The 26264-nt window shown below is 67.0% G+C and carries 19 protein-coding genes and 1 tRNA gene; 11 read left to right on the top strand and 9 right to left on the bottom strand.

Going from position 1 to position 26264, the window contains the following annotated elements; translation table 11 throughout:
• Nucleotides 1-102: 102 nt before the first annotated feature.
• Both AC1Q6V_RS14760 and AC1Q6V_RS14755 read left to right on the top strand, forming a co-directional pair.
• A complete protein-coding gene (locus AC1Q6V_RS14760) occupies nt 103-1011 on the top strand; it encodes a LysR family transcriptional regulator (protein WP_041687263.1) in 909 nt (302 codons plus the stop codon).
• Nucleotides 1012-1144: 133 nt separating this feature from the next.
• On the top strand, nt 1145-2533 hold the full coding sequence (locus AC1Q6V_RS14755) for an 8-oxoguanine deaminase (RefSeq protein ID WP_454750394.1): 1389 nt from the start codon (nt 1145-1147) through the stop codon (nt 2531-2533).
• A gap of 115 nt (nt 2534-2648) precedes the next feature.
• On the opposite strand, the gene AC1Q6V_RS14750 is transcribed toward AC1Q6V_RS14755, so the two are convergent.
• Nucleotides 2649-2724, bottom strand: a tRNA-Lys gene (locus AC1Q6V_RS14750).
• A gap of 225 nt (nt 2725-2949) precedes the next feature.
• On the opposite strand from AC1Q6V_RS14750, the gene AC1Q6V_RS14745 reads away from it, so the two are divergent.
• A complete protein-coding gene (locus tag AC1Q6V_RS14745) occupies nt 2950-3213 on the top strand; it encodes a DUF1488 family protein (protein WP_010813081.1) in 264 nt (87 codons plus the stop codon).
• A 221-nt stretch (nt 3214-3434) separates the two neighbouring features.
• Here the strand turns inward: AC1Q6V_RS14745 and AC1Q6V_RS14740 are convergent, their stop codons facing one another.
• The 5 genes from AC1Q6V_RS14740 to folD form a co-directional block, all read right to left on the bottom strand.
• Nucleotides 3435-5225: a SulP family inorganic anion transporter gene (locus tag AC1Q6V_RS14740; RefSeq protein ID WP_439668724.1), complete on the bottom strand. Its 1791-nt coding sequence runs from the start codon at nt 5223-5225 to the stop codon at nt 3435-3437.
• Between the two features lie 19 nt (nt 5226-5244).
• Entirely contained in the window at nt 5245-5763 is a 519-nt protein-coding gene (gene hpaR / locus AC1Q6V_RS14735; RefSeq protein WP_010813079.1) for a homoprotocatechuate degradation operon regulator HpaR, read from the bottom strand.
• 86 nt (nt 5764-5849) lie between these two features.
• Nucleotides 5850-6680 (bottom strand): exodeoxyribonuclease III, encoded by an 831-nt coding sequence (xth, locus tag AC1Q6V_RS14730; RefSeq protein WP_010813078.1) that lies wholly within the window; start codon nt 6678-6680, stop codon nt 5850-5852.
• Nucleotides 6677-8761: a M3 family metallopeptidase gene (locus AC1Q6V_RS14725; protein WP_454750523.1), complete on the bottom strand. Its 2085-nt coding sequence runs from the start codon at nt 8759-8761 to the stop codon at nt 6677-6679. Before AC1Q6V_RS14725 ends, xth begins: the two co-directional genes overlap by 4 nt.
• 103 nt (nt 8762-8864) lie before the next feature.
• The gene (gene folD, locus AC1Q6V_RS14720) at nt 8865-9716 is read right to left on the bottom strand and encodes a bifunctional methylenetetrahydrofolate dehydrogenase/methenyltetrahydrofolate cyclohydrolase FolD (protein ID WP_010813076.1); all 852 of its coding nucleotides are present in this window, start codon (nt 9714-9716) and stop codon (nt 8865-8867) included.
• 159 nt (nt 9717-9875) lie between these two features.
• Here folD and AC1Q6V_RS14715 point away from each other — a divergent pair, with 159 nt between their 5' ends.
• The gene (locus tag AC1Q6V_RS14715; protein WP_454750524.1) at nt 9876-10556 is read left to right on the top strand and encodes a hypothetical protein; all 681 of its coding nucleotides are present in this window, start codon (nt 9876-9878) and stop codon (nt 10554-10556) included.
• Between the two features lie 103 nt (nt 10557-10659).
• On the opposite strand, the gene AC1Q6V_RS14710 is transcribed toward AC1Q6V_RS14715, so the two are convergent.
• Together AC1Q6V_RS14710 and AC1Q6V_RS14705 are read right to left on the bottom strand one after the other, a co-directional pair.
• On the bottom strand, nt 10660-11292 hold the full coding sequence (locus AC1Q6V_RS14710) for a response regulator transcription factor (RefSeq protein ID WP_010813074.1): 633 nt from the start codon (nt 11290-11292) through the stop codon (nt 10660-10662).
• Nucleotides 11293-11462: 170 nt separating this feature from the next.
• Entirely contained in the window at nt 11463-14048 is a 2586-nt protein-coding gene (locus AC1Q6V_RS14705; protein ID WP_037024292.1) for a PAS domain S-box protein, read from the bottom strand.
• 423 nt (nt 14049-14471) lie between these two features.
• Here AC1Q6V_RS14705 and aceE point away from each other — a divergent pair, with 423 nt between their 5' ends.
• The 7 genes from aceE (at nt 14472) to amrS (ending at nt 23716) form a co-directional block, all read left to right on the top strand.
• A complete protein-coding gene (gene aceE / locus AC1Q6V_RS14700) occupies nt 14472-17159 on the top strand; it encodes a pyruvate dehydrogenase (acetyl-transferring), homodimeric type (protein WP_011615027.1) in 2688 nt (895 codons plus the stop codon).
• 167 nt (nt 17160-17326) lie between these two features.
• The gene (gene aceF / locus AC1Q6V_RS14695) at nt 17327-19003 is read left to right on the top strand and encodes a dihydrolipoyllysine-residue acetyltransferase (RefSeq protein WP_492316414.1); all 1677 of its coding nucleotides are present in this window, start codon (nt 17327-17329) and stop codon (nt 19001-19003) included.
• 72 nt (nt 19004-19075) lie between these two features.
• A complete protein-coding gene (locus AC1Q6V_RS14690; protein ID WP_058696845.1) occupies nt 19076-19753 on the top strand; it encodes an Ntn hydrolase family protein in 678 nt (225 codons plus the stop codon).
• 33 nt (nt 19754-19786) lie between these two features.
• Nucleotides 19787-21589, top strand: coding sequence for a dihydrolipoyl dehydrogenase (lpdA, locus tag AC1Q6V_RS14685; protein WP_454751247.1), 1803 nt, complete (start codon nt 19787-19789; stop codon nt 21587-21589).
• Nucleotides 21590-21904: 315 nt separating this feature from the next.
• Nucleotides 21905-22342 carry a universal stress protein gene (locus AC1Q6V_RS14680; protein ID WP_011615031.1) on the top strand — a complete coding sequence of 146 codons (438 nt, stop codon included), beginning with the start codon at nt 21905-21907 and terminating at the stop codon, nt 22340-22342.
• A 94-nt stretch (nt 22343-22436) separates the two neighbouring features.
• Nucleotides 22437-22631 carry a hypothetical protein gene (locus tag AC1Q6V_RS14675; protein WP_011615032.1) on the top strand — a complete coding sequence of 65 codons (195 nt, stop codon included), beginning with the start codon at nt 22437-22439 and terminating at the stop codon, nt 22629-22631.
• Entirely contained in the window at nt 22628-23716 is a 1089-nt protein-coding gene (gene amrS, locus AC1Q6V_RS14670) for an AmmeMemoRadiSam system radical SAM enzyme (protein WP_058696844.1), read from the top strand. The genes AC1Q6V_RS14675 and amrS overlap by 4 nt, the downstream gene beginning before the upstream one ends.
• 129 nt (nt 23717-23845) lie before the next feature.
• Here amrS and AC1Q6V_RS14665 read toward each other — a convergent pair whose 3' ends face one another.
• Nucleotides 23846-25960 (bottom strand): hypothetical protein, encoded by a 2115-nt coding sequence (locus AC1Q6V_RS14665; RefSeq protein WP_454751246.1) that lies wholly within the window; start codon nt 25958-25960, stop codon nt 23846-23848.
• Nucleotides 25961-26264 lie beyond the last annotated feature (304 nt).

Raw genomic sequence — 26264 nt, 5'->3', positions numbered from 1 at the left:
GCCTTCGCGCAATTTTTGCGAGCCAGGCTGCACTGGCCGCTACAATGCCAGCCACCGCGCGCGTCCCGCGCGGTGGTTACTATCCAACTGCTTGCCCAGTCCATGCACGCCAGAGTCCTGCGCTATCTCGACGAGGTCGTCCGCCGCGGTTCGATCCGCAAGGCGGCCGAGCACCTGCATGTGGCGCCGACCGCGGTCAACCGCCAGATCCTGGACCTGGAGGCGGAACTGGGCGCGCCGCTGTTCGAGCGCATCAACAAGCGGCTGCGGCTGACGCCGCTGGGCGAGATGGTGCTGGCCCACGTGCGCCAGACGCTGCGCGAGCACGACGCGCTGCGCGAGCGCATCGAGGACTTCAAGGGCGCGCGCCGCGGCGAGGTCACCGTGGCGGTCACGGCCGGCCTGGCGGGCTCGCTGATGCCGTCGCTGGTGCATGACTTCCGCCAGCGCTACCCGGGCATCGTGGTGCGCGTCGCCGACCTGCCGGTGGCCGATATCACCACGGCGGTGGGGCAGGGCGACGCCGACCTGGGCCTTGGCTATGACCTGCCTGAGCTGCCCGCCTTCCGCGCGCTGGCCACCAGCGACTGGCAGATCGGCGCGGTGGTGCCGCCGGGCCATGCGCTGGCGGCCCGGCAATCGGCGCTGCTGAGCGAATGCGTCGGCTATCCGCTGATCCTGCCGGCGCCCTCGCTGTCGATCCGCGCCATCCTGGATGCGGCCTTTGCCCGCAATGCGATCGAGGTCTCGCCGGTGGCGGAGTCCACCTCGACCGCGCTGATCCGGCAACTGGTGATGCTGGGCACCGGCATCGCGCTGCTGAACCCGCTCGATGTGATGGAAGAGCGCGCCCGCCAGGCGCTGGTCTACGTGCCACTGCGCGACCGCCACCTGCAGGGCCAGACCCTGACGCTGGTGGCGCGCGCTCGCGGCCCGCTCAGCGCCGCTGCCGAGCTGATGGCCGAGCGCATCGGCGACGCGCTGGCGGTCTTGTTCGCGCAGGCGCGCTGAGCAACAGGGTGTCGCAGGTGTCCACTTTTTGTGGACAGGATGATCGGAATTCTGCGCTTGGGGGATTGCACTTCGCCGCCGTAGACTGGCTGCCATCCAGTCCCCCAATTCGTTTTGCAGAAGGAATTCCGCCATGACCCTGATTGCCCTGAACGCCGACGTGCTGGTCACCATGGATGCGCAGCGCCGCGAGATCCGCGATGGCGCCCTGGTTGCCGAAGGCCCCGCCGTGCAGTGGGTCGGCCCGACCTCGGAACTGCCGCCGCAGTATCGGCGCATGGTCGACGACGGCAGCGCGCAGGTGCTCGACATGCGCGGTCGCGTGGTCACGCCCGGTCTGGTCAACACCCACCACCACATGTACCAGAGCCTGACGCGCGCGGTGCCAGCCGCGCAGGACGCCGAGCTGTTCTCGTGGCTGACCAACCTGTACATGCTGTGGTCGCACCTGACGCCGGAAATGATCGCGGTGTCGACCAAGGCCGCGATGGCCGAGCTGATGCTGTCGGGCTGCACCACCACCAGCGACCACCTCTACTTGTTCCCGAACGGGTCGCGCCTGGATGACTCGATTGCCGCGGCGCAGGAGATGGGCATGCGCTTCCACGCCGCGCGCGGCTCGATGAGCGTGGGCCGCAGCAAGGGCGGCCTGCCGCCGGACGTGGTGGTGGAAGAGGAGGCCGCCATCCTGCGCGACAGCCAGCGGCTGGTGGAGCAGTACCACGACAGTGCGCGCCACGCGATGCTGCGCGTGGTGCTGGCGCCGTGCTCGCCGTTTTCGGTGTCACGCGACCTGATGCGCGAGTCGGCCAATATGGCGCGGCACTATGGCGTGTCGCTGCACACGCACCTGGCCGAGAACGACAACGACATTGCCTACTCGCGTGAGAAATTCGGCCTGACGCCGGCCCAGTATGCCGAGGACCTGGGCTGGGTCGGACACGATGTGTGGCATGCGCACTGCGTCAAGCTGGACGACGAGGGCATCGCACTGTTTGCCCGCACCGGGACCGGCGTGGCGCATTGCCCGTGCTCGAACATGCGGCTGGCATCCGGCATTGCACCGGTGCGCGCCATGCGCGATGCCGGCGTGCCGGTGGGCCTGGGCGTGGACGGCAGCGCGTCGAACGACGGCGCGCATATGCTGGGCGAGGCGCGCCAGGCCATGCTGCTGCAGCGCGTTGGCTACGGGCCGGCCGCCATGAGCGCGCGCGAGGCACTGGAGATTGCCACGCTGGGTGGCGCGCGCGTGCTCAACCGCGACGATATCGGTGCGCTGGCGCCGGGCATGTCGGCGGATTTTGTCGCCTTCGACATGTCGCAGGTCGGCTTTGCCGGCGCCGGCCATGACCCGGTGGCGGCGCTGGTGTTCTGCACGCCGGCCAATGTCGCGGCGAGCGTGATCAACGGCAGGGAAGTGGTGCGCGACGGTGCACTGCTGACGGCCGACCTGCCCAACGTGCTGCTGCGCCATCGCGCGCTGGCGCGCACGCTGTTCGAGCGCGCCAGCCAGGGCGCCTGATGCACGGGCCGCTGTGGCGTGGGCACGTGCCTGCGCCGCGGCGGATTAGCCAATCAGGCACGCGCACAAAGCAAAAGGCCGGAAGCATTGCTGCTTCCGGCCTTTCTGTATTCGGTGGTGGGGCGTGAGTGACTCGAACACTCGACCTACGGATTAAGAGTCCGCTGCTCTACCAACTGAGCTAACGCCCCAACGAAGAACGAGATTCTAGCATGATTTTCGGCGCTGTCAAATGTTTGACGCACTTGCCGGAACAACCCCGTCGTTGTGACCGGGAGCCACACATACGCGCGGATGGAACTCGAAGGCGGCCGTGATGGTCTTCGCAATGAGCGCATTCGCATGGGCTCTATCCATACGATTTTGCCGGAGCCATGTTAGGATGTTTCTCCACTTGCATATGGAGGGCTGCACCGATGGAAATCAAATTCCAAGAGCAAGAGCGCTACGACATCAATAATGAAGGCTTGTTGTTCCAGGCACTTGTCAATGGCGAGAAGGTGACTTGCGTGGTGACACGCGAAGCACTGTGGGAAGGCTTCAGTGCCGACCAGGTACTGTCGCTGGAAGAGGCATTCCGTGCCGGCCGCGAAACCATCGAACGCGCCGCCGTGGTGCTGATCGAGCAGGGCGCGCCCCAGCCAATCGTCGTCAAGCGCGCCCACGTGGCGCCGATCTGATGCGGATGGATGCCCCGGCCAGGCCCCGGCATGCCGCGGGCGCCTATCTGTTATCAGGTTCCCAGACGTAGGGCCGTCCGGCCTTGCGTGCCAAGCCGGCAACGCCGGCACAGGCAGATCCCCGCTTTTCCCGTTTCAGTTTCCAGGTTTTTCCTGCAGCCGTACTGTTGCTGAACGCTGGTGCGCGGCCGCCGCTCATGCCGACGCGCCGGCGCTTCAGTTCATTGTGCTGCCGGGGTCGCGGCGCCTGGTCGTGATGCGCATTCTTCAAAGATCCGCACGGTGCATTGCGCGCAGATTTCCGGCGAGAGCTGGCCGACGATCGTGTGCAGCGCCTGCCGCTTCGTCGGGAAGATATGGTCGGCTCCGAGCTTGTCGGTAAAGCCGGTCTGCGCCCAGGTCTGCAAGACCTGCGTGCGCGGGCGGTGGAAGTACAGATCGCCGCCCAGCGCGCGCCGTTCGGCGAGCTCGTTTTCCCACATCTCGGCACCGGCCAGGTCGATGAAGTTCATGCTCTTGGTCATCGCCAGCAGGTGCGTCTGGCCGGCGTTGACCGTGCGCAGCCAGTGCAGGCGATCCGTCACATACTGCACGGCGCCGAAATAGATCGCGCCTTCCATGCGCAGCAGCTTCAGTTGCGGGCATTCCGGCTGCGGGCGGCGCAACTCGTCCAGCGGCGTGAAGCGCCGGCCGGGATCGTCGGCATCGGGCACCAGGCTGCGCACGGCCGGCCGCGAGGTGCGGTACAGGTAGGCCACCAGCGACAGCACGGTGCCGAGCAGCACCGCCATCTCCAGCCGGATCACCAGCGTGGCGGCGAAGGTGCCGATGGCAATGGCGAATTCCGTGCGGCTGAGCGTGAAGATGCGGCGCAGCCGCGCGGTGTCGAGCAGGCCCCACGCCACCAGCAGCAGCATCGCGGCGATCGCCGCCATCGGGATCTGTGCCAGCAGCGGGGCGCTGACGGCCACCAGCGCCACCAGCCACAGCGCCGAGAACACGCTGGCCAGCGGCGTGCGCGCGCCGGCTTCGAAATTGGGTACCGAGCGGTTGAGCGAGCCGCACGAGATATAGCCCGAGAAGAAGCCGCCCGCGATATTGGACAGGCCCTGGCCGATGAACTCGCGGTTGGCGTCGATATGCTGGCCCGAGCGCAGCGCCACCGCCTTGGCGATCGAGATCGACTGGCCCAGCGCGACGATGGTCAGCGCCGAGGCGATGCCCAGCAGGTCTGGCAGCTTGCGCCAGTCCACATCGGGAAGGTGGAAGCGCGGCAGCGCCGACGGGATCGGCCCGACCACGTTGACATGGTGGGCGCCGCCCGCGCCGGACTGGTTCAGCAGCAGCGCCACGCCGTAGCCGGCCAGCAGCCCCAGCAGCATGAACGGCAGCCGCGGCCACAGCCGCTTGCACAGCAGCGTCACCACCAGCGTGACCGCGCCTACGGCGGCCGCGCCCCAGTTGATGGCGTCGATGTTCTCGAACAGGTGGCGCAGCACGCCGAATGCACTGGTGCCGGTCGGCACCGCCAGCCCGAACAGGTCCTTGAGCGCATACAGGCCGATCAGCGTCGCGGCGCCGCAGGTGAAACCGAGCAGCACCGACGGCGAAATAAAGTTGGCCAGCGTGCCCAGCCGCAACGTGCCCACGGCGAGCTGCATCACGCCCACCACGATGGTGACCGCCAGCGCCAGCCCGATATAGGCCGGGCTGCCGGCAAACGCAAGCGGGCTCAGCATCGCGAACAATGCCAGCGAATTGGCGTTGGTCGGCCCCGACATCACGTGCCAGCTCGAACCGAACAGCGCCGCCACGATGCACGGCACCACCGCGCTGTAGATGCCATATTGCGGCGGCAGGCCCGCCAGCGTGGCGAAGGCCACGCCCTGCGGCAGCACCAGCACGGCGCCGAGCAGGCCGGCCACCAGGTCGGCGCGCAGCGTGGTCTTGTCGACGCGCTGGCTCCATGGGAACAGGCGCGGCAGGAGTGATCCGGGATGGGACGCGGGCATCGGCAATGAAGGGGCAGGCTCAGCCGGCCTCGCCGCCGCGCCCAGGCGGTGGCGAGGCAACGGATTCGGGCGGGGTGGATTCGGGCAGGTTCGGCTGCGGCGCCAGGCCGGCCAGCATGGCGTCGAGCGCGCGGTAGACCTCGGTCAGGCGCTCCGGGCCGAGCCGCTGCGCCAGCTCCTGGTAGCGTGCATCGACCAGCGGCTCCATTTGCACGATGATGGCGCGCGCCGACGGCGTCAGGCTGACCAGCTGGCGGCGCTGGTCGGTGGCGGAGCGGGTCCGTTCGACCAGCCCTGCGTCTTCCATGCCGCACAGCATGCGGGTCAGGCTGGGGCTCAGGATCAGGCAGGCATCGGCCAGCTGGTTCGGCTCCATCGGCTCGCGCTCGTTGAGCGTGCGCATCACGCGCCATTGCTGCTCGGTGATGCCGAACTGCCGCAGGATCGGGCGAAAGCCAGCCAGCAATGTCTCGCGCGCTTGCAGCAGCAGGTGAGGAAGGTTGCGGTGGCGGAACATGGCCTGGCGGGTGTGGCTCATGCCCGCAGTGTAGCGGGCGCGGCGCCGCGCGGCGAGCGGGGCTTGTGCGGACTTGCCTGAACCCGCGCGCGGCGCCAGCGGCGCGTTCAGTTGCAACTGAGCGTGGCGACCACCGGCGTGTGGTCCGACGGCTGCTCCCACGTGCGCGGCACGCGGTCGATCACGCAGGCGCTGCAGCCGCTGGTCAATGCCGGCGACAGCAGGATGTGGTCGATGCGCAGGCCCGCATTGCGGCGGAACGCCATCATGCGGTAGTCCCACCACGAGAAGGCCTTCTCCGGCTGCTCGAACTGGCGGAACGCATCCGCCAGGCCGAGCTCAACCAGTGCGGCAAAGGCGGCGCGCTCCTGCGGCGAGACCAGGTTCTGGCCTTCCCATTTCTTGGGGTCGTGCACGTCGCGGTCTTCCGGCGCGATATTGAAGTCGCCCAGCAGCGCCAGCTTCGGGTAGCGCTTCATTTCTTCGCGCAGCCACGCCGTCATCGCGTCCAGCCACTTGAGCTTGTAGACGAACTTGTCCGAGTCCGGCGCCTGCCCGTTGGGGAAGTAGGCGCAGACCAGCCGCAGGTCGCCATAAGTGGCAGCGATCACGCGCTGCTGCGCGTCCTCGAAGCCGGGGATGTTGCGCACCACGTCGGCGGGGCCGGGCATGCTGGCGTCGCGTGCGAGGATGGCCACGCCGTTGTACGTCTTCTGCCCGGTGTAGATGCTGTGGAAGCCCGCGTTCTCCAGTTCGGCCAGCGGGTACTTGTCGTCCGGCAGCTTCAGTTCCTGCAGGCACAGCGCGTCGATCGGCGCGCCGGCCTGGTCCTGCTCGGCCAGCCATTGCAGCACCTGCGGCAGGCGCACCTTGAGCGAGTTGACGTTCCAGCTGGCAATGCGAAGCGGGCCGCTGGCGGGCAGGGCGGCCGCGCTCATGCTGCCATCCCGCCGTGGCGCAGCAGCGCGTCGATCTGCGGCGCGCGGCCGCGGAACGCGACAAACGAGTCCATCGCCGGACGGCTGCCGCCCACCGACAGGATCTCGCGCTGGTAGCGCGCGCCGGTCTCGCTGTCGAGCACGCTGCCCGACAGCTGAGCGGCTTCCTCGAACGCCGCGTACACGTCGGCCGACAGCACCTCGGCCCACTTGTAGCTGTAGTAGCCCGCCGCATAGCCGCCGGCGAAGATATGGCTGAAGGTGTTCGGCCAGCGCGACAGCGGATGCTGCGGCACCACGTGCACGCGGTCGTTGATCTGGCGCGACAGGTCCAGCACCGAGGTGGCGCCGGCCGGATCGAAGTCGGTGTGCAGGTGCATGTCGAACGACGAGAACACGATCTGGCGCAGCGTCATCATGCCGTTCTGGAAGTTCTTGGCGGCCAGCATGCGGTCGAACAGCGCGCGTGGCAGCGGCTCGCCGGTGTCGATGTGCTGCGTCATGCCGGTCAGCACCTCGTACTCCCAGCAGAAGTTCTCCATGAACTGCGACGGCAGCTCCACCGCATCCCATTCCACGCCGTTGATGCCCGACACGCCGAGCTCGCCCACCTGCGTCAGCATGTGGTGCAGGCCGTGGCCGAACTCATGGAACAGGGTGATCACTTCATCGTGCGTGAACAGCGCGGGCTTGTCGCCCACCGGCGCGGAGAAGTTGCAGGTCAGGTAGGCCACCGGCGTCTGCACGCCGCCTTGCTCCAGCACCTTGCGGCCGCGCGCGTCGTCCATCCAGGCGCCGCCGCGCTTGCCTTCGCGCGCGTACAGGTCGATGTAGAACTGGGCCAGCAGCGTGCCGTCGGCGGTGGTGACGCGGAAGAAGCGCGCGTCCTTGTGCCAGGTCTGCGCCTGCTCGGGCTCGATGCGCACCGAGAACAGCTTCTGCACCACGCCGAACAGGCCCTCGAGCACCTTCGCTTCCGGGAAGTACTGCTTGACCTCTTGCTCGGAGAACGCATAGCGCTGCTGGCGCAGCTTCTCCGAGGCATAGGCGACATCCCATGGCGCCAGCTCAGGCAGCCCCAGCTCTGCGGCGGCAAAGGCCTTCATTTCGGCCCAGTCCTTCTCGGCGTAGGGGCGCGCCTTGACGGCGAGCTCGTCGAGGAACTTCAGCACCTCGGCCGGCGATTCGGCCATCTTCGGCACCAGCGAGACTTCGCCGTAGCACTGGTAGCCCAGCATCTGCGCCTCCTCGCGGCGCAGGGCCAGCTGCTCGCGCATATTGGCGGTGTTGTCCCAGTCGGCCTGGCCCTGACCATGCTGCGGGCCCAGTTCCGAGGCGCGCGTTACATTGGCTTCATACAGGGTCTGGCGCAGCGCGCGGTCGTCCGCGTACTGCAGCACCGGGAAGTAGGACGGGAAGTGCAGCGTGAATTTCCAGCCGGCCTTGCCATCCTTCTCTGCGGCATGGCGGGCGGCTTCCCTGGCGTCATCGGGCAGGCCGGACAGGCGGGCCTCGTCCTCGACATGCAGCGCGTAGGCGTTGGTGGCATCCAGCACGTGGTCGGAAAAGGCCTTGGACAGCTGGGCCTGCTGCTCCTGGATCTCGGCGAAGCGCGGCTTCTTGTCTTCAGGCAGTTCGGCACCGCCCAGGCGGAAGCCGCGCAGTTCGTTTTCGATCAGCTGGTGGCGCGCCGCGCTCATGCCGGCGAACTCCGGGCTGGCAGCCAGCGCCTTGTACTTCTCATACAGCGCTAGGCTCTGGCCGAGCGAGGACCAGAACTCGGTCATGCGCGGCAGGTTCTCGGCGTGAGCCTTGCGCAGTTCGGGCGTATCGGCCACGGCGCTCAGGTGGCTGACCACGCCCCAGGCGCGGCCCAGCGGCTCGGTGGCCGCTTCCAGCGCCTGCACGGCGTTGCTCCAGTCGGCGGGCGTGGCCGGATCTTCGGCGCGGGCGACGGCCTGCTGCGCGCGTTCCAGCAGCACGTCCAGCGCCGGGCTGATGTGCTCGGGCCGGATCTCGGCAAAGCGGGGCAGGTCGGAAAAGTCCAGCAGAGGATTGGTAGCGTTGGCGGCTTGGTCCATGGCGTGTTCTCGGTTGGCTGGCCTCGATCGGGCAATAATCCCGCAGATGGGGCCGGGGCACCGGATTTTCCAGGGCCCCGGGTGGCGTATCGTACGCGCGGCCTCAGCCGGCGGCGCGCTCGGCGGCTTCCAGCGTATTGACCAGCAGCATGGTGATGGTCATCGGGCCGACGCCGCCCGGCACCGGCGTGATGTAGCCGGCGACTTCACGCACGCCGGCAAAGTCGACGTCGCCGCACAGCTTGCCGTTGTCGTCGCGGTTCATGCCCACGTCGATCACCACCGCGCCCGGTTTGACCATGTCGGCGGTGATCAGGTTGCGTTTGCCGACCGCGGCCACCACCACATCCGCGTCGCGGGTATGGGCGCCGATGTCGCGCGTCTTGCTGTTGCAGATGGTGACGGTGGCGCCGGCCTGCAGCAGCAGCATCGCCATCGGCTTGCCGACGATATTGGAGGCGCCCACCACCACGGCGCGGGCGCCGCGCAGCGGGAACTGGACCGATTCCAGCATCTTCATGCAGCCGTAGGGCGTGCACGGGCGGAACAGCGGGGCGCCGGTCATCAGCGCGCCGGCATTGGCCACATGGAAGCCGTCGACATCCTTTTCCGGGGCGATGGCTTCAAGCACCTTGTGGCTGTCGATATGCTTGGGCAGGGGCAGCTGCACCAGGATGCCGTGGATGTTGGGGTCCTGGTTCAGGGCCTCGATGCGGGCCAGCAGTTCCGCCTCCGACAGGTCGGCCGGGTAGCGGTCGAGCGAGGAATGAAAGCCGTTGTCCTGGCAGGCCTTGACCTTGTTGCGGACGTAGACCTGGCTGGCCGGGTCCTCGCCGACCAGGATCACGGCCAGGCCGGGCCGGTGGCCACGCTCGGTCAGGCGGGCGGCGCGCAGGGCGGCTTCGGAGCGGATTTGTTTGGCAAGGGCATTGCCGTCGATCAGTTGGGCAGGCATGGAGGCAGGGCGGGTTTGTGGCCGGGAGGTGGAGGTGCCGCCGCGCGCCGGAGCGCGGGTTGGGCTAAAGGCGGAATTATAAAGGTTGCGTGGGGCTTGCCGCACGGAGCTTGAGCGGGTGCAAGGCCGGGCGGGGGCAGCGCTGGTAGCATCGGCCGAATGCACACCGCGCTTCCATCCCTGCTGTCCCATCCCTTGCTGCTGTTGCTGTCCCTGGCGGCACTGCTGTGGGCGCTGACGCGCCGGCCCTGGCAGCTGTTGCGGCGCAATGCGCTGCAGAACGCCTGGCTGGGTGCGATGGTGCTGGTGGCGCTGCTGTGGACGTTGCGCGCCACCCTGGTCGGCGGGCTGGTGATCCAGTTGCTCGGCGCCACGCTGATGGTGACGCTGTTCGGGCTGCCGCTGGCGCTGCTGTCGCTGTTCGTGGTGGACGTGGTGTCGCTGTTCGGGCTCGAATACCTGGCCGGGCATGGCTGGGCCCAGTTCGACTGGCCCTCGCTGTGGGTGCGCTACGTCTGGCTGGCGCTGCTGCCGGCGCTGATCTCCGCAGCGTTGCAGACGATGATGCGGCGTCTGCTGCCGCGGCATCCGTTCGTCTTTATCCTCGGACACGGCTATTTCACGGCCGGGCTGGCCGCGCTGGGCGCCAGCGCGGCCGAGGCCGGCTGGCGCCACCTGACGGCGCCGGGCCTGCCATGGAGCATTGCCGATACCCTGACGGCAGCCGTCATCCTGGCCTTTGGCGAGGCCTTCCTGACCGGCATGCTGGTGGCGATTTTTGTGGTCTATCGGCCACAATGGGTGGTCACGTTCCGGGACGAGGAATACCTGGACCGATGACGGGGCTTAAGGGGATGCAGAGGCGGCGCCGGACGGCGCGCGGAGAGGGCAGCCGATGCGGCCGCGGGCCGCACCGGGTCAGGCAGAGGCAGGCGCCAGCCGCTCAGCTGTTGCGTGACAGCGCCAGGCGCAGCAGGTCGGCGACGGTGTTGACGTTGAGCTTTTCCATGATGTTGGCGCGGTGCGCCTCCACGGTCTTGATGGAAATGCCCAGGTCGTCGGCGATCTGCTTGTTCAGGCGGCCGGCAACGATGCGCTCGAGCACCTGCTGCTCGCGCGTGGTCAGCTTGCCCAGCAGGTCCTTGGCGGCGCGCTGCTCGCGTGCGGCGGAATGGTCGGTGCGGGCCTTGGTCAGCATGCGCTCGACCAGTGCGCGCAGCTCGGACTCATCGAAGGGCTTTTCGATGAAGTCGATGGCGCCGCGCTTCATCGTCGATACCGCCATCGGCACGTCGCCGTGGCCGGTGATAAAGACGATGGGAATGTCGATCTGCTCGGCCAGCATGCGCTCCTGCAGTTCCGGGCCGCTCATGCCGGGCATGCGCACGTCAAGGATCAGGCACGACACCTGGCTGGCATCGTAGGCGGCGAGGAACTGCTCGGCGCTGGTGAAGCTGCGCACCTGGTAGCCATTGCCCTCCAGCAGCCAGGTCAGCGAGTCGCGCATGGCTTCATCGTCGTCGACGATGAACACGGTCTCGCCGCGGTGGGGCGTGGGGTTTGGCGTTGCGGTCATGTAGTCTCCTCGGGACAACAATTCATTGCTGCGAAGTGTAACCGGCAGCGGCCCTCTGTGGCGAGACAGGCCCCCCACATCCGTGGGGGAAACGGGGCGGGCCGGCTTTTTCTGGAATCCTTGGGCATGCCCGGGCGCGAAGGCCTCGGCAACAGGGCCTGTGCTTCGGCTTAATGCTCGGCCAGCGCCGATTGCAGCGGCAGCATGATTTTAAATGTACAGCCGATGCCGTCGGCATTGTTCTCCACCCACAGGCGGCCCTGGTGCGACTCGATGATCGAGCGGCAGATGTTCAGCCCCATGCCCATGCCGTCGGACTTGGTGCTGAAGAAGGGCTCGAACAGGCGCTCCTTGGTGGCTTCGTCCACGCCCGGGCCCTGGTCGATCACGTCGATATGGACGCTGTCGCCAATCTCGCCCGGCTCCACCCGCGCGTGCAGGCGCACCACGCCGCCGGCGTGCAGGGCGGGCAGGCCGGCCATGGCCTCGACCGCGTTCTTGAGCAGGTTCACCAGCACCTGCTCGATCAGCACCGGGTCGACATAGACCGTCAGCGGCGGGGTCGGCAGGCGGGTCAGGATGGTGACGCGGCGGCGCGTGGCCTCCAGGTCGGCCAGGCCTACCGCGTCGGCGACGATGTCGTGCAGCGCGGCCTCGCGCCGCTGCGGCTGGCTGCGCTTCACGAAGCCGCGGATGCGGCTGATGATGGTGCCGGCGCGCACCGCCTGGGCCGAGGTCTTCTCCAGCACCGGGATCAGGTCCTCCGGCGTGCTGCGGCCCGAGTGCAGCCGCGCCACCGCGCCCATGCAGTAGTTGTTGATGGCCGCCAGCGGCTGGTTCAGCTCATGCGCCAGCGACGAGGCCATCTCGCCCATGGTGGTCAGGCGGCTGGTGAACTGCAGGCGCTCTTCATGCTGGCGCGCCATTTCCTCGGCGGCCTTGCGCACCGTGATATCGGTGGCGATCTGCATCTGCGCCAGGTGGCCGTCGACCCACTGGATATAGCGGCGGCGCACTTCGAACCATTTCTGCATGTCCGGCACGAACACTTCGCGCGCGTCCGATGCGTACGGCATCAGCTCGGACGCCGGCAGGCCGGCATAGGCGTCGACATAGTCGGTGTTGTCGCTGGAGACCTGGTCCTTGTCGAGGTCGTCGCCGGCCAGCTTGAGGTGGCCCTCGGCCTCCCAGCCGAACAGCTGGCGGTAATAGCGGTTGGCAAAGAGCAGCTCCGCCTTGTCGGTGGCCAGCACCGACACCGCGGCATCCAGGCTTTCCAGCACCGTGGTGAAGCGGTCATGCGCCGCGGCCAGTTCCTCGCGCGCGCGCTTGGGCTCGGTGATGTCCGTCATCGAGCTCATCCAGCCAGTATGGCGGCCGCGGCTGTCCACCAGCGGCGACACGTACATGCGCGCGTAGAAGCTGCTGCCGTCGCGGCGCATCACGCGCATCTCGTAGCCGCCGGCGGGCGACTTGCCCTGCAGCGTCAGGTCGATCTGCTTCTGCATCTCCTGCTGGTCGTTGGGCGGCCAGTAGGGGAAGGGCGGCAGGCGCCCGACCAGGTCGTTCTCCTGCCAGCCGGTCATGCGGCAGAAGGCCGGGTTGACATAGGTGATGCGGCCGTTCAGGTCGAGCGCGCGCAGGCCGATCAGCATCGAGTTTTCCATCGCGCGCCGGAACGAGGTCTCGGCCAGCAGCGCGCGCTGCGCCTCGGAGCGGCGGCTGGTGTGGCGCCACATGCTCCACAGGCTCCACAGCAGGAAGCACGACAGCCCCACCACCAGCCACAGCAGCATGTTGTTGGGCAGGTTCGACGCCGGCGGGTAAGCATCGGCGCGCAGCGACAGCGAGTGGCCCGGCGGATCCAGCAGCACCTCGTACGACAGCGCGTTGCCCGGCACCGGCCGCAATGAGGTGCTGGCGCGGGTCTGGTTGTTCTTGTCGATCAGCGAGAAGCGGTAGCGCTCGGTCAGCTCGGGCGGCAGCAGGTGCGTCAGGATGCCGTTGATCGAGTACAGCGCGCCGAGCGTGCCGAGGAACTCGTTGTCGCGCACGATCGGCACTTCCATCAGCATGAAGCTGTCGCCGCGCTCGTTGACCAGCGGGCGCGAATAGACCACTCGCTGGGTCTCGCGCGCGGCGTCGAAGGTGTCGAGCACTTCCGGTTCGAGCGGCTGGTCCTGGTTCTCGCGCAGGCGGCTGGCGAATTCCGAGGTCGATGGCAACGACCAGCGGCCGCGCTTGGTGGCATCGAGCCAGTTAATGAAAACGATCTCGGGGTTTTCGCGCAGGATTTCCTGCGCCGCGGTGCGGTAGGCGCCTTGCTCAAGCTGCGCGGCGGCGATGTCGCGCGCCAGCGAGGCCAGCTGGTCCTGGTTGCTCAGCAGGGACAGGCGCACGCGCTGCTGCGCCCAGGCGGCGTCGCGGTACAGGGCGTCGCGCTGCTGCTGGCGCTCGGTCTCGTGCAGGGACCACAGGATCACGCCCATGGCCACCGTGAACAGCACGATGGCAACCAGCGGGATGAACATGAACCAGCTGGTGGCCACCAGGTTGCGCCAGCGCAGCCACCACAGCCCGCGCGGTGCGGCCACGGGGGCGCCGTCGTCGGGGCCCAGCGCCTCGATCGGCCCCAGTCCGGCAGCCGGCGAAGGGGCGTGCGCGGGGTCGCCTCCGGCCGCCTTGGCTGACCCCGACGCGTCGGGAGGAAGCATGGCTGCACGCAGGCTGGAAAGGAGTCGGTCGAAAAACGGCATGGGAGGGATTGACGGCTGACCGACCAGTGTACCGAGATTATTGCGGTGCGTCGCTTGGGGAAAGCGCCAATGAAAACATTGCTGCTGCGGCCGGGGCGGGTAGGCTTATGGCGCATGGCGGGGCAGCCGGGCAGTGATTCTTGGTGCGCCGCCGCATAATTCCACATTATAAAAAACGATACCGCAATTTGAAAATTTCACTTGTGCTGGACTTTGGGCTTCCATAGAATCGGTTCGACCCAAGAATGCGGGCGGCAGCCATGCGCCTGCCGCGCGGAGAAACCGGAACAGGTTTCCCGGCGGCGGCCCCGATGCAAGGCGGCATGGTGCCGGATCCGCAAGTCGGTGCGAGTCATACGTAAAGTCGTGTCCGGGCGCTGCCAGCGCGGGCGCGGATGCAAAGAATTCACCCAGGAGACAGTCATGTCCGCCGTACCAGAGCAGATTCTCGGCGCCTCGAGCGCCAACGACGCCGATCCCCAGGAAACCCATGAATGGCTCGACGCCCTGCAGGGCGTCCTGGCCGCCGAAGGTCCGGCGCGCGCCGCTTTCCTGATCGACAAGCAGATCGAATACGCACGCGTGAACGGCGTGACCCAGCCGTTCCACGCCGAGACGCAGTACATCAACACGATTCCGGTCGAGCAGCAGGCCCGCATCCCCGGCGACCAGGACATCGAGCACCGGATCCGCTCGTACACCCGCTGGAACGCCATGGCGATGGTGCTGCGCGCCAACAAGCACACCAACGTCGGCGGCCACATCTCGTCGTTCGCCTCGGCGGCCACGCTGTATGACGTCGGCTACAACCACTTCTGGCGCGCCCCGTCGGAAGCCGGCGGCGGCGACCTGGTGTTCGTGCAGGGCCACTCGGCTCCGGGCGTGTATTCGCGCGCCTTCCTGCTCGGCCGCCTGACCCAGGACCAGCTCGACAACTTCCGCCAGGAGGTGGACGGCAAGGGCATCTCGTCCTACCCGCACCCGTGGCTGATGCCGGACTTCTGGCAGTTCCCGACGGTGTCGATGGGCCTGGGCCCGATCATGGCCATCTACCAGGCCCGCTTCATGAAGTACCTGGACAGCCGCGGCCTGGCCAAGGCCGGCGACCGCAAGGTCTGGGCCTTCCTGGGCGACGGCGAGACCGACGAGCCGGAATCGCTGGGTGCGATCGGCATGGCCGGCCGCGAGAAGCTCGACAACCTGGTCTTCGTCATCAACTGCAACCTGCAGCGCCTGGATGGCCCGGTGCGCGGCAACGGCAAGATCATCCAGGAACTGGAATCCGAATTCCGCGGTGCCGGCTGGAACGTGATCAAGGTGGTGTGGGGCAGCAAGTGGGATTCGCTGCTGGCGCGCGACACCAAGGGCCTGCTGATGAAGCGCATGATGGAATGCGTCGACGGCGAGTACCAGACCATGAAGGCCAAGGACGGCGCCTATGTCCGCGAGCACTTCTTCAACACGCCTGAGCTGAAGGCGATGGTGGCCGACTGGTCCGACGACGACATCTGGCGCCTGAACCGCGGCGGCCACGATCCGCACAAGATCTACGCCGCCTACAAGGCCGCCAGCGAGCACAAGGGCCAGCCCACGCTGATCCTGGCCAAGACCATCAAGGGCTATGGCATGGGCGACGCCGGCCAGGCCATGAACGTGGCCCACCAGCAGAAGAAGATGCCGGTGGACGCGATCCGCAAGTTCCGCGACCAGTTCAATCTTCCCGTTGCCGACGACCAGCTCGAAGAGGTGCCGTACATCACCTTCCCGGAAGGTTCGAAGGAACTGGAATACATGCGCCAGGCGCGGCAGAACCTGGGCGGCTACCTGCCGGCCCGCCGCCAGAAGGCCGAAGCGCTGCCGGTCCCGCAGCTGTCCGCGTTCGACGCGCTGCTCAAGGCCACCGGCGAAGGCCGCGAAGTGTCCACCACCATGGCCTTCGTGCGGATCCTGAACACGCTGCTGAAAGACAAGCAGATCGGCAAGCACGTGGTGCCCATCGTGCCGGACGAGTCGCGCACCTTCGGCATGGAAGGCCTGTTCCGCCAGGTCGGCATCTGGAACCAGGAAGGCCAGAAGTACGTGCCGGAAGACCATGACCAGCTGATGTTCTACAAGGAATCGCAGACTGGCCAGGTGCTGCAGGAGGGCATCAACGAAGCCGGCGCCATGTGCGACTGGATCGCGGCCGCCACGTCGTACTCGACGCACGGCGTGCAGATGATCCCGTTCTACATCTACTACTCGATGTTCGGCATCCAGCGTATCGGCGACCTGTGCTGGGCCGCTGCCGACATGCGCTCGCGCGGCTTCCTGCTGGGCGGCACCGCCGGCCGCACCACGCTGAACGGCGAAGGCCTGCAGCATGAAGACGGCCACTCGCACGTGTTCCACGCCGCGATCCCGAACTGCATCTCGTACGACCCGACCTTCCAGTACGAACTGGCGGTGGTCATGCAGGACGGCCTGCGCCGCATGTACGCCGAGCAGGAAGACGTCTACTACTACCTGACGGTGATGAACGAGAACTACGAGCATCCGGAAATGCCGGCTGGCGTGGAGCAGGACATCGTCAAGGGCATGTACCAGTTCCGCAAGGGTGTCGAGAACAGCAACGCGCCGCGCGTGCAGCTGCTGGGCTCGGGCACGATCTTCCGCGAGGTGATCGCCGCTGCCGACCTGCTCAAGAAGGACTGGGGCGTGGAGTCGGACCTGTGGGGCTGCCCGAGCTTCACCGAACTGGCCCGCGAAGGCCACGACGTCGAGCGCTTCAACCTGCTGCACCCGACCGAGACCCCGCGCGAATCGCACGTGGCCAAGAGCCTGAAGTCGGCCCGCGGCCCGGTGATCGCCTCCACCGACTACGTGCGTGCGTTTGCCGAGCAGATCCGTCCGTTCGTGCCGCGCCGCTACGTGGTGCTGGGCACCGACGGCTTCGGCCGCTCGGACACGCGCGAGAAGCTGCGCCACTTCTTTGAAGTGGACCGCTACTGGGTCACGCTGGCCGCGCTCAAGGCGCTGGCCGACGAGGGTGCGATCGGCCGCGACAAGGTTGCCGAGGCCATCAAGAAGTACAACCTCGACCCGAACAAGCCCAACCCGATGTCGGTCTGATCCGGCAGCCAGCACCAACCCCCGCAGTACGGCAACGCCGTGCCGCGGGCGCCCCGGCCAGAGCCCGGACGGCGCCTTGCGGCATGGCGGCGTGACAGAAGCGGGCGGCGAAGGTAATCTCGCCGCTTGCGGATGTCGCGCGTGCCGGCCTGCCCAGGAGACACTGAATGAGTCAAGCGATTGAAATCAAGGTGCCGGATATCGGCGACTATGACGCCGTTCCCGTCATCGAAGTGCATGTGAAACCCGGCGACAGCATCAACGCGGAAGACGCGCTGGTGACGCTGGAATCGGACAAGGCCACCATGGACGTGCCCTCGCCGCAGGCCGGCGTGGTCAAGGACGTCCGCATCAAGGTGGGCGACAACGTGTCCGAAGGCTCGGTGCTGGTGATGCTGGAGGCGGCCAACGAGCCCGCCGCCGCCGCACCTGCCCCTGCTGCCGCAGCACCGGCGCCGGCGCCGGCCGCCGCAGCCCCCGCACCGGCTCCTGCCCCCGCAGCAGCCCCAGCCGCGGCCCCGGCCGCTGGCGGTGGCGGCACCATCGAAGTCAAGGTGCCCGATATCGGCGACTACGACGCCGTGCCGGTCATCGAAGTCCACGTCAAGGCGGGCGACACCATCAACGCCGAAGACGCCGTGGTGACGCTGGAGTCCGACAAGGCCACCATGGACGTGCCGTCGCCGCAAGGCGGCGTGGTCAAGGAAGTCAAGGTCAAGGTCGGTGACAACGTCGCCGAAGGCACGCTGCTGCTGATCCTGGAAGGCGCCGCCGCAGCAGCCGCCCCGGCAGCTGCCGCCGCGGCACCGGCTCCGGCTGCCAGCGCGCCCGCACCGGCACCGGCACCGGCCCCCGCAGCCGCCGCCCCGGCACCGGCCGCAGCACCTGCTGCCGCGCCGGCCGCCGCTGGCGTAACCGGCAAGGCCGCCCACGCCAGCCCCTCGGTGCGCAAGTTCGCACGCGAGCTGGGCGTGGACGTGTCGCGCGTGCCGGGCACCGGCCCCAAGGGCCGTATCACCCAGGAAGACGTGCAGGGCTACGTCAAGGGCGTGATGAGCGGCCAGGCCGCCGCGCCCGCACAGGCCGCCGCGGCTGGCGCCGGTGGTGGCGAGCTCGGCCTGCTGCCGTGGCCGAAGGTCGATTTCACCCGCTTCGGCGAGGTCGAAAGCAAGGCCCTGTCGCGCATCAAGAAGATCTCGGGTGCCAACCTGCACCGCAACTGGGTCATGATCCCGCACGTCACCAACCATGACGAAGCGGACATCACCGAGCTGGAAGCCTTCCGCCTGCAGCTGAACAAGGAAAACGAGAAGTCCGGCATCAAGGTGACGATGCTGGCGTTCATGATCAAGGCCACGGTGGCGGCGCTGAAGAAGTTCCCGAACTTCAACGCGTCGCTCGATGGTGACAACCTGGTGCTGAAGAAGTACTTCAACATCGGTTTTGCCGCCGACACCCCGAACGGCCTGGTCGTGCCGGTGATCAAGGACGCCGACAAGAAGGGCGTGCTGGAGATCAGCCAGGAAATGACCGAGCTCGCCAAGCTGGCCCGCGACGGCAAGCTCAAGCCGGACCAGATGCAGGGCGGCTGCTTCTCGATCTCTTCGCTGGGCGGCCTCGGCGGCACATACTTCACGCCGATCATCAACGCGCCGGAAGTGGCCATCATGGGCGTGTGCAAGTCGTACCAGAAGCCGGTGTGGGACGGCAAGCAGTTCGCCCCGCGCCTGACGCTGCCGCTGTCGCTGTCGTGGGACCACCGCGTCATCGACGGTGCCGAAGCGGCGCGCTTCAACACGTACTTCGGGCAACTGCTGGCGGATTTCCGCCGCATCCTGCTGTAAGCGGGGTTGCGCCGGGCGGGCAGGCCGACGGCCTGGCCTGCCCGGCGCACCACGCGCAACCGGGAGCGAGCCATGACTACCTGCGTGGTCGTCAGGAAGGGCGCCGAGGTGGCCATCGCGGCAGACGCGCTGGTCACCTTTGGCGACACGCGCCTGTCGCGCGCCTACGAGCGCAACCAGAAGGTGTTCCCGGTAGGCGACGGCTTCATCGCGCTGGCCGGGACCACCGCGCACTTCCCGGTCATGCGCACGCTGCTGGCGGGGCTGGGCGAAGAGTGCCGGCTGGGCTCGCGTGATGACGTGTTCCGCACCTTCCTGAAGGTGCATGAGAAGCTGAAGTCGGACTACTTCGTCAACACCAAGGAAGACGAGGACGATCCCTACGAGTCGTCGCAGATCGTATGCCTGATCGCCAATCCGGCGGGCATCTTCGGCGTCTACTCGTACCGCGAGGTGTTTTCGTTCGACCGCTTCTGGGGTATCGGCTCGGGCCGCAACTACGCGCTGGGCGCGATGCATGCGGTCTATGACCGGCCGGACCTGGATGCGGGCGAGATCGCGCGCATCGGCGTCGATGCGGGCGTGGAGTTCGACAAGAGTTCGGCGGGGCCGATCGAGGTGCACACCGTGCGGCTGCACGAGGGTGACGCCGCACCGGCGCCGGCGGCTGGCGGTGCCTCGGGCGGCAATCCGGCAACCGGCAGTACGGCACCCGACAGCGCGGCAACCAACAACGACGGCGCGCCCTGAAGCCGAGAGGCGGGCGCGCATAGAGGAGCAAACATGAGTGTGATCGAAGTCAAGGTGCCGGATATCGGCGATTTCGACGCGGTGGAAGTGATCGAGGTGCTGGTCAAGGCCGGCGACACGGTCGAGGTGGAACAGTCCCTGATCGTGCTGGAATCCGACAAGGCCAGCATGGACGTGCCGTCGTCGGCCGCCGGCAAGGTGGTTGAGGTCAAGGTCAAGGTCGGCGACAAGGTCGGCCAGGGCGCGGTGATCTGCACCATCGAGGCCCAGCAGGCCGCGGCCGCCCCGGCGCCCGCGCAAGCTCCGGCACCGGCGCAAGCTCCGGCACCGGCGCAGGCTCCGGCACCCGCGGCGGCGGCTCCGGCACCGGCTCCTGCTGCCGCCAGCCACAGCGGTGGCGCCGATATCCAGTGCGAGATGCTGGTGCTGGGCGCCGGCCCCGGCGGCTACTCGGCCGCCTTCCGTGCCGCAGACCTGGGCATGAATACCGTGCTGGTGGAGCGCTACAGCACGCTTGGCGGCGTCTGCCTGAACGTGGGCTGCATCCCGTCCAAGGCGCTGCTGCACAACGCCGCCGTGATCGACGAAGCCAAGGCGCTGGCCGCCCACGGCATCCTGTTCGGCGAAGCCAAGATCGACCTGGACGGCCTGCGCCACTACAAGAACCAGGTGGTCGGCAAGCTCACCGGCGGCCTGGCCGGCATGGCCAAGGCGCGCAAGGTGCAGGTGGTGCGCGGCATCGGCAACTTCCTCGACCCGCATCACATGGAGGTCGAGCTGACCGAAGGCGAGGGCAAGCGCAGCACCGGCAAGAAGACCGTGATCCGCTTCGAGAAGGCCATCATCGCTGCCGGCAGCCAGGCGGTGAAACTGCCGTTCATCCCGGAAGATCCGCGCATCGTCGACTCGACCGGCGCGCTGGAGCTGCCCGAAGTGCCCAACAAGATGCTGGTCATCGGCGGCGGCATCATCGGCCTGGAAATGGCCACGGTGTACAGCACGCTGGGTGCCGACATCGATGTCGTGGAAATGCTCGACGGCCTGATGAACGGTGCTGACCGCGACCTGGTCAAGGTCTGGGAAAAGAAGAACAAGGACCGCTTCGGCAAGGTCATGCTGAAGACCAAAACCGTCGGCGTGGAAGCCAAACCGGACGGCATCTACGTCAAGTTCGAAGGCGAGGCCGCGCCGGCCGAGCCACAGCGCTACGACCTGGTGCTGGTGTCGGTGGGCCGCTCGCCCAACGGCAAGCGCATCAGCGCAGAGAAGGCCGGCGTGGCCGTGAGCGAGCGCGGCTTTATCAACGTCGACAAGCAGATGCGCACCAATGTGCCGCATATCTTTGCGATCGGCGATATCGTCGGCCAGCCGATGCTGGCGCACAAGGCGGTGCATGAAGCCCACGTTGCCGCTGAGGCCGCGCATGGCGAGAAGGCTTACTTCGATGCCAAGCAGATCCCGTCGGTGGCCTTCACCGATCCGGAAGTGGCCTGGGCCGGCCTGACCGAAGACGAGTGCAAGGAGAAGGGGATCAAGTACAGCAAGGGCGTGTTCCCCTGGGCGGCATCGGGCCGCGCCATTGCCAACGGCCGCGACGAAGGCTTCACCAAGCTGATCTTCGACGAGGAAACCCATCGCGTGATCGGCGGCGGCATCGTCGGCACGCATGCAGGCGACCTGATCAGCGAGGTCTGCCTGGCGATCGAGATGGGCGCCGATGCGGTGGATATCGGCAAGACCATCCATCCGCACCCGACGCTGGGTGAATCGATCGGCATGGCGGCGGAGATCTATGAAGGCACGTGTACTGACGTGCCGCCGCCGCGCAAGCGCTGAGCGCCGTTCGCTGCAAGCGAGAAAGCCCGCCCGCCCAGGCGGGCTTTTTTATTGCCAATTATGCAATTAACCGCCGGAATTTGCCGGCGTCCGCGAGGTCTGCCTGCCAGTACCGCTCGCGTCGGCAGCCAATGTGCAGATTGCGACAGGAGCGGTGCAAGACCTTCGCTGCCTATACTGAATTCAGCCGCCATGCACCCCAAGGCGACCGAGGCCGGCGCTGCATATTCGCGCGCGGGCGATCGCTGCCGGATGTCTGCTGGCGGGATCCGGTGGCCCCCGGTGGCTACCGTTCAGCTGACAAGGAGGCACGACGTGTTCAGGCATCTTCTTGTTGCGGTAGATGGCTCCGCTCTGGCCGAAGCGGCCTTTCGCAAGGCACTGGAGTTCGCGCAGGAGACGCAGGCCAGCATTACGGCGCTGCGCGCCTGCCCGGATTTCCACGTCACGACTTACCACACCGAAATGCTCACCGACACGCGAGAGCAGTTCGAAGAGGCTGTCCTCGAGGACGCATCGAAATACCTCGACGGCATCGCGCGAGAGGCCGCCGCGGCAGGCGTGCCCTGCGACACCAGCAGCGTGGTCGACGATCATCCCTACGATGCCATCATCAAGGCTGCAGAAGAAAACGATTGTGACCTGATTGTCATGGCGTCTCATGGGCGCCGGGGTGTGAAGGCGCTGTTGATCGGCAGCGAAACCCTGAAGGTACTGACCCACAGCAAGATTCCGGTGCTGGTCTATCGCTAGACGTCGCATGAATGGGGTCGCCGGCATTGATGACACCGGATACGTTCGTGATGCCACCATGGTTGCCTGTCATGGGCGCCATAAAGGATCTGCCATGAGCACTCGCCGCTATGTCGTGATGATCGACCAGCCCAGGGACGTTGCCGACGAGCAGATGGCAGAGTACATCAAGCATGCCATCGCCGGATGGGGCGCCGGATTGCCCCCGCCTCCGGCTGACAGCCCGTTCTTCGACCTGGATGTATTGTCGGTAACCGTGATCAGCAAGCCGCACAAGGACCACTCATGAAGGATGTGCCCGGTTCAGGGAGCTATGCCGGCCGCTACTGGCATTTCCTGGATGACGGCCGCATGCAATGCGACCTGTGCCCGCGCCACTGCCGCCTGCATGGCGAGCAGCGAGGCGCTTGCTTCGTGCGCCAGCGGGTCGGCGATCGGATGGTGCTGACCGCCTATGGCCGCTCGTCGGGCTTCTGCATCGACCCGATCGAAAAGAAGCCGCTCAACCACTTCTACCCGGGCTCTGCCGTCCTGTCGTTCGGCACAGCCGGCTGCAATCTGGCCTGCAAGTTCTGCCAGAACTGGGATATCAGTAAATCGCGCGAGATGGAGACCCTGGCCGATGCGGCCATGCCCGAAGCGATCGCCGCATCGGCGGCGGCGCACGGTTGCAAAAGCGTGGCCTTCACCTACAACGACCCGGTGATCTTCGCCGAGTACGCCATGGACGTAGCCGATGCCTGCCACCAACTGGGCATCAGGACGGTGGCGGTGACCGCAGGATATATGGGCGCCGAGGCGCGGCGTGATTTCTACGCCAGGATGGATGCGGCAAACGTCGACCTGAAAGGCTTCAGCGACGCGTTCTATGTTGCCTTCACCGGGGCGCACCTGCAGCCGGTACTGGAGACGCTCCAGTACCTGAAGCACGAAACCGATGTCTGGCTCGAGATCACGACGCTGCTCATTCCCGGCAAGAACGACAGCGATGACGAGATTCGCGCCGAGGCCCGGTGGATCGCCAGGGAGCTTGGTCCCGACGTGCCGCTGCACTTCACCGCATTCCATCCGGACTACAAGATGCGCGACGTGCCGCCGACACCATGTTCCACCCTTGCGCGCGCCCGCAAGCATGCGCTGGCGGAGGGACTGCATTACGTCTACACCGGCAACGTGCACGACACCGCCGGTGCCACCACCCATTGCCCCGCTTGCCGCGCGCAGCTCATCGTGCGCGACTGGCACGCGATCGAAAGCTATCGCCTGACTCCCACGGGAACTTGCCCGGACTGCTTTGCACAGATTGCGGGACGTTTCGGGAATTTTGAGCGTCAGTTCGGGCGGCGGCGAATTCCTGTGCGCATCGGAGAATAGGCCGGCATGCATGCTCGGGGCCCACGGCCGCTGTTCACCGGGACCAACCTGATGGAAAGGTGAAGAGCAAAAAAAACCACGCCGAGAGGAAGCATGGCGCTTCCCCGGGGCGTGGCAGCACGCAGCCTTTCAGTGGTTGTATTCGACGCTGTGGTTGAAAGACAGGTCGAAGGCGTCCGACCACGTCACGTTGACGAACGACGAGTCGTTTGTGCCGGTTGCCGCGGCAACGGAGGGGAAGGCCGTGCCCTGGTCGCCCCGCACGTCCAGCGTGACTGTCGTGCCCGGGGCCACCGGCCTGGCCTGTGCCGACCCGCTGACGAAGACCGTAGGCGTGGCGCCGACGGTGGAGCGGACCTGCACGTTGCTCCGCTTGACGAAGGGCACGCCCGAGGCGGAAGTCCAGCTGACCGGGAAGGTCGGGCCGCCCGTGAATGCGGTGGCGGAGGTCGGCGTGATCAAGTCGCGCACGCTCTGGCTGACCTGTTGCCACGCATACTGGCGCAGCGATTCCGGCGCCGGCGGCGGGGTGCGCAACCTGACCTGGTACGTGTACGCCGGCGTGGTGGTATTGCCGCCCTGGTAGATGTCAAAGGTGTAGACACTGAACGGCGTGATCGCGGCAATTTCCGCGCTGCTCAGTTGCGGGCTGGCCCAGGCCGCGTTGCCGACCGGCCAGGCGAGCTGCGCTTGCGCCGCCACGTCCTGTGCCACGCCCGTGAGCCGGTAGCTGCTGCGGCAGGAGGTCAGGCGGCCAAGCGATGCGGCCTGGGTCGGCGTCTGCGAGGCGCCGAGCTGTGCGCGGATGTTCAGCGTATCGCAGACCCCGCCTTGGGCCACCGGCTGCAGGAAGATGCCGTTGCGCAAGCCCGGCCCCTTCACGATGGCGAAATCGACCGGCACCCCTTGGTTGTCGACGTTGGCGACTTGCAGGCTCAGCGAACTCACAAAGGCGTTGGTGCCCGCGGTCGCCTTTGCCGGATTCAGCCAGTCCCATTTCTGGGCAAGGGCGCCGACGCGGGTCAGCACCTTGCGCTGGTTGCCGACCATGCGCCAGCCGTTGTCGTCGTTGGTGCGGGCGCTGTCTTGCAGCGCCACCTGCACGATCGCCTGGGTGCCGTCGCGCAGGCCGTCGGTGCGGGTCCACGACAGCTTGATCCAGAGCTTGTCTGTTGCCTGCACGCGGATGACTTCCGGCAGGCTGAAGGCGGCGCCGTTCATCATGTCGTCGGCGAAGATACCGGGCGCGCTGCCGCCCTGCGCGAACTCCCTCTCGGCACTCGCGCCGTTGTTCAGGTAGGCCGAGGGCACGCCGGCTTGCCGCACGCCGGAATCCACGTCATCGACGAAGATCTTGCCGCACGCGGCTACCTCGCCATTCAGGCGGGCGGTGGCCGTCGAGCTGCCACCGAAGCATTGGTTGAAGGCGGCTTGCAGCGCTGCCAGGTTGCTGGCCGCCGGGAGGGCGGATACGGGTACCGGTACCCCGCCGATGGTAGCGACGCTCGGCAGGCTCGCAGCATCGCTGGCTGTCGGCGCCACGCCGGGTGCCAGCTGGAGCAGGGCAGGCGTATCGCTGGAGGCGCCGGGCACCGATGAGAGCTGCACGGCACCGTCCGGCAGCACGTTGACCTTCAACTGGTCGAGCAGGCGGTCCAGGCCGGGCGCTCCCGCCGTCAGCGGGCCGGAGATGAGGTCCACGCCGGCGTTGCCGGTGGCGCTCAGCAGGTCGGCTAGCGCATCCGAGTAGGCTTTCACGGTGGTGCTGATCGCCGACGCGGTGATCTTCGACTGCAGCAGGCCGGTATCGGCAAGCAGCTTGGTCGGGTTGTCGCCGACGATGGTTGCCGCAATCGCGTTGGTCAGCGGCGTGATGTTGATGGTCTGTGTGCCCGCGGTGGCGCTCAGGCTGATCAGCGTGGCCTGCGAATCCGCGACATTGCCGGTGGCCGCCAGCACAAAGGGCGCGGCGAGTCCCGTCACATCACACTGGAACGAGCCGGTAGTGGCGTCCGCCGGGCAACTGACGGACTTGCCGGCGGCGTCGGTCAGGGTCACGGTGGCGCCCTGCATGGCTGCGCCGGTGGCCGCGACGCCAGTGACGGTCTGCTTGGTGGGTGTCGACGTGACAGGCGGCGTCGTGGTGGTAGCGGTGGTGCCGGCGCCGCTGTCGGACGAGTCGCCGCCGCCGCAAGCCGACAATGCGAACACGGCGATGCCGAGCGCAACAGGTGTGAGCTTCATGATTTCCCCGGTTATTGCTGTGATGGACTGCAAACCATCAGGCAGGTCGAAGACCGATGCCGCCTGATTGGCCAGGAAATTCAGGAAAAGCGCCCAATGCAATACAACAGTTGATTCCCGTTTATCCCCAAACCTCGGGCGAGCTTTCTTGTGCTGCGGGCCGATTTCAATTCGCCTGGCTGGCGGGATTTTCCGGAATCGCCCGGGCGCGCCGCATCATTCATTTAGATGAAACTTTGAAATACCCCCAATGCGAGGGGCACTCATTCGGTCGCGCTTTATGCAAAGCTGATGCCGGTCCGTA

This window comes from Cupriavidus sp. GW823-FHT07B10, assembly GCF_058794355.1.
This window is presented reverse-complemented; position numbering and strand designations above follow the sequence as displayed.

Bases quoted from the DNA above. Each gene is read 5' to 3' on its own strand.
- AC1Q6V_RS14725 (WP_454750523.1), bottom strand. From the start codon at position 8,761: ATGGACCAAGCCGCCAACGCTACCAATCCTCTGCTGGACTTTTCCGAC.
- AC1Q6V_RS14715 (WP_454750524.1), top strand. From the start codon at position 9,876: ATGCACACCGCGCTTCCATCCCTGCTGTCCCATCCCTTGCTGCTGTTG.
- xth (WP_010813078.1), bottom strand. From the start codon at position 6,680: ATGAGCGCGGCCGCCCTGCCCGCCAGCGGCCCGCTTCGCATTGCCAGC.
- AC1Q6V_RS14665 (WP_454751246.1), bottom strand. From the start codon at position 25,960: ATGAAGCTCACACCTGTTGCGCTCGGCATCGCCGTGTTCGCATTGTCG.
- aceE (WP_011615027.1), top strand. From the start codon at position 14,472: ATGTCCGCCGTACCAGAGCAGATTCTCGGCGCCTCGAGCGCCAACGAC.
- AC1Q6V_RS14755 (WP_454750394.1), top strand. From the start codon at position 1,145: ATGACCCTGATTGCCCTGAACGCCGACGTGCTGGTCACCATGGATGCG.
- AC1Q6V_RS14740 (WP_439668724.1), bottom strand. From the start codon at position 5,225: ATGCCCGCGTCCCATCCCGGATCACTCCTGCCGCGCCTGTTCCCATGG.
- folD (WP_010813076.1), bottom strand. From the start codon at position 9,716: ATGCCTGCCCAACTGATCGACGGCAATGCCCTTGCCAAACAAATCCGC.
- AC1Q6V_RS14710 (WP_010813074.1), bottom strand. From the start codon at position 11,292: ATGACCGCAACGCCAAACCCCACGCCCCACCGCGGCGAGACCGTGTTC.
- amrS (WP_058696844.1), top strand. From the start codon at position 22,628: ATGAAGGATGTGCCCGGTTCAGGGAGCTATGCCGGCCGCTACTGGCAT.
- AC1Q6V_RS14745 (WP_010813081.1), top strand. From the start codon at position 2,950: ATGGAAATCAAATTCCAAGAGCAAGAGCGCTACGACATCAATAATGAA.
- AC1Q6V_RS14705 (WP_037024292.1), bottom strand. From the start codon at position 14,048: ATGCCGTTTTTCGACCGACTCCTTTCCAGCCTGCGTGCAGCCATGCTT.
- AC1Q6V_RS14675 (WP_011615032.1), top strand. From the start codon at position 22,437: ATGAGCACTCGCCGCTATGTCGTGATGATCGACCAGCCCAGGGACGTT.
- aceF (WP_492316414.1), top strand. From the start codon at position 17,327: ATGAGTCAAGCGATTGAAATCAAGGTGCCGGATATCGGCGACTATGAC.
- lpdA (WP_454751247.1), top strand. From the start codon at position 19,787: ATGAGTGTGATCGAAGTCAAGGTGCCGGATATCGGCGATTTCGACGCG.
- AC1Q6V_RS14760 (WP_041687263.1), top strand. From the start codon at position 103: ATGCACGCCAGAGTCCTGCGCTATCTCGACGAGGTCGTCCGCCGCGGT.
- hpaR (WP_010813079.1), bottom strand. From the start codon at position 5,763: ATGAGCCACACCCGCCAGGCCATGTTCCGCCACCGCAACCTTCCTCAC.
- AC1Q6V_RS14690 (WP_058696845.1), top strand. From the start codon at position 19,076: ATGACTACCTGCGTGGTCGTCAGGAAGGGCGCCGAGGTGGCCATCGCG.